The organism is Hydrogenophaga sp. (assembly GCF_030656115.1).
GTDB lineage: Bacteria > Pseudomonadota > Gammaproteobacteria > Burkholderiales > Burkholderiaceae_C > Hydrogenophaga.
On record NZ_JAUSOO010000185.1, the window covers coordinates 1 to 3,023 of the forward strand.

The 3,023-nt window shown below is 64.4% G+C and carries 1 protein-coding gene; it reads right to left on the bottom strand.

The features are described from left to right. Nucleotides 1–3,023, bottom strand: a 3,023-nt coding sequence (locus tag Q7J58_RS22620) for an FAD-binding oxidoreductase (RefSeq protein ID WP_304832340.1), incomplete at both ends; no start/stop codon positions are given.

Genomic DNA, 3,023 nt, shown 5'->3' on the forward strand with positions numbered 1-3,023 from the left:
CCTTCTTGATCTCTTCTTCCTTGCGGAAACGGATCTGCGTGGAGATGTCGGGCCGGGTCACGACCAGCGAGCCGGACTCGCCGCAACAGCGCTTGCTCTCGATCACTTTGTCGCCCATCAGCGCCTTCACCGTCTTCATCGGGTCCTGCAGCTTCATGGGGGTGTGGCAGGGGTCGTGGTAGAGGTAACCCCCCTGCCCGGCGGGCAAGGTGATGCCCTTCTCCAGCAGGTATTCGTGGATGTCGATGATGCGGCAGCCGGGGAAGATCTTGTCAAACTCGTAGCCCTGCAACTGGTCGTAGCAGGTGCCACAGCTGACCACCACGGTCTTGATGTCGAGGTAGTTCAGCGTGTTGGCCACGCGGTGGAACAACACCCGGTTGTCGGTGATGATTTTTTCAGCCTTGTCGAACTGGCCTGAGCCGCGCTGCGGGTACCCGCAGCACAGATAGCCCGGTGGCAAGACCGTCTGCACACCCGCGTGCCACAGCATGGCCTGCGTGGCCAGGCCTACCTGGCTGAACAGCCGCTCCGAACCGCAACCGGGGAAGTAAAACACCGCCTCGGTCTCGGCCGTGGTAGCCACCGGGTTGCGGATGATCGGCACGTAGTCCTTGTCTTCGATGTCCAGCAGCGCGCGCGCCGTTTTCTTGGGCAAGCCACCGGGCATCTTCTTGTTGATGAAGTGGATCACCTGCTCTTTGATGGGCGCTGGGCCCAGCGTGGCCCGTGGCGCGCTGGTTTGCTTGCGCGCGGCGATCTTCAGCACCTTGTTGGCCAGGCGCTGGGCCTTGAAGCCCACGTCCACCATGGCCGAGCGCATGAACTTGATGGTCTCGGGGTTGGTGGCGTTCAGGAAGAACATGGCCGCAGCATTGCCCGGGCGGAAGCTCTTCTGGCCCATCTTGCGCAGCAGGTTGCGCATGTTCATGGTCACGTCGCCGAAGTCGATCTTGACCGGGCACGGCGACAGACACTTGTGGCAGACCGTGCAGTGGTCGGCCACGTCTTCGAACTCTTCCCAGTGTTTGATGCTGATGCCACGGCGCGTCTGCTCTTCATACAGAAACGCCTCGACCAGCAGCGACGTCGCCAGGATCTTGTTGCGCGGCGAATAGAGCAGGTTGGCGCGCGGCACGTGCGTGGCGCAGACCGGCTTGCACTTGCCGCAGCGCAGGCAGTCCTTGACCGAATCGGCGATGGCGCCGATGTCGCTCTGCTGCATGATCAGCGACTCGTGGCCCATCAGACCGAAGCTGGGTGTGTAGGCGTTGGAGAGGTCCGCCCTGCGCAGGCTGGTGTCGGCGGCGAGCCCTTGTACGCCCGACAGGTCGCGAATCAGTTTGCCCTTGTTGAAGCGGCCTTCCGGGTCCACCTTGGCCTTGTACTCGGCGAAGGGGCGCAGCTCGTCGTCGGTCAGGAATTCCAGCTTGGTGATGCCGATGCCGTGTTCGCCCGAGATCACGCCGTCCAGGCTGCGCGCCAGCACCATGATGCGGCCCACTGCTTCGTGAGCGGTCTGCAGCATCTGATAGTCGTCGCTGTTGACGGGGATGTTGGTGTGCACATTGCCATCACCCGCGTGCATGTGCAGCGCCACCCAGACGCGCCCCTTGAGCACACGCTGGTGGATGGCGTTGATTTCGCTCAGGATGGCGCCGAACGCCGCACCATTGAAAATGCCTTGCAGCGGCGCACGGATCTGCGTCTTCCAGCTCGCGCGCAGGCGGTGGTCCTGCAACTCGGGAAACAGCGCATCCACATCGCGCAGCCAAGTGGCCCAGAGCGAGCGCACTTCGCGCACCAGCGCCAGCGCTTGTTGCACGCGGTCTTCCAGCAGCTCGGCGCTGGGGATGTCGTTGGCATCGTCGGTCTTACCCAGCGGCAGCTGGCCGCGGGTGAAGAAAGTCTCCAGCGCTTCGCAGAGCTTGAGCTTGTTGCGCAGCGAGAGCTCGATGTTGATGCGCTCGATGCCCTCGGTGTACTCGCCCATGCGCGGCAGCGGGATCACCACGTCTTCGTTCACCTTGAAGGCGTTGGTGTGTTTGCTGATGGCCGCGGTGCGCTTGCGGTCGAGCCAGAATTTCTTGCGCGCTTCGGCGCTGATGGCCACGAAGCCTTCGCCACTGCGGCCGTTGGCCAGGCGAATCACCTCGCTGGTGGCGCGGGCCACGGCGTCGGCGTCGTCCCCCACGATGTCGCCCACCAGCACCATCTTGGGCAGCGTGCCGCGCTTGCTCTTGGTCGCGTAGCCCACGGCCTTCAGGTAGCGGTCATCGAGGTGCTCCAGACCCGCGAGGATGGCGCCGCCGGGGCGCTTCATCTCGCCGAACATGAAGTCCTTGATGTCCACGATGGACGGCACGCAGTCCTTGGGGTTGCCGAAGAACTCCAGGCACACGGTGCGCACGTGTTCGGGCATGCGGTGCACCAGCCAGCGCGCGCTGGTGATCAGACCGTCACAGCCTTCTTTCTGAATGCCCGGCAGGCCGGCCAGGAACTTGTCCGTCACGTCTTTGCCCAGACCTTCCTTGCGGAAGGTCGAGCCGGGGATCACCAGCTGTTCGGTGCGGACGTGCGTCTTGCCATTGGCTTCAAAGTACTTGAGCTCGAAGGTGGCCACTTCGGCATCGTGGATCTTGCCGCGGTTGTGGTCCAGGCGCGTGACTTCCAGCCACTGCGCCTGCGGCGTCACCATGCGCCAGCTCACCAGATTGTCCAGCGCCGTGCCCCAGAGCACGGCCTTCTTGCCGCCGGCGTTCATGGCAATGTTGCCGCCCACGCACGAGGCCTCGGCCGAGGTCGGGTCCACCGCGAACACATGGCCGGCGCGTTCGGCCGCGTCGGCCACGCGCTGCGTCACCACACCGGCTTCGGTCCAGATCGTGGGCAGCGGCTCAGCGTGGCCGGGCACCGCCACGAACTCCACCTCGGTCATGGCTTCGAGCTTTTCGGTGTTGATCACCGCGCTCTTCCAGGTCAGCGGGATCGCGCCGCCGGTGTAGCCGGTGCCGCCCCCGCGC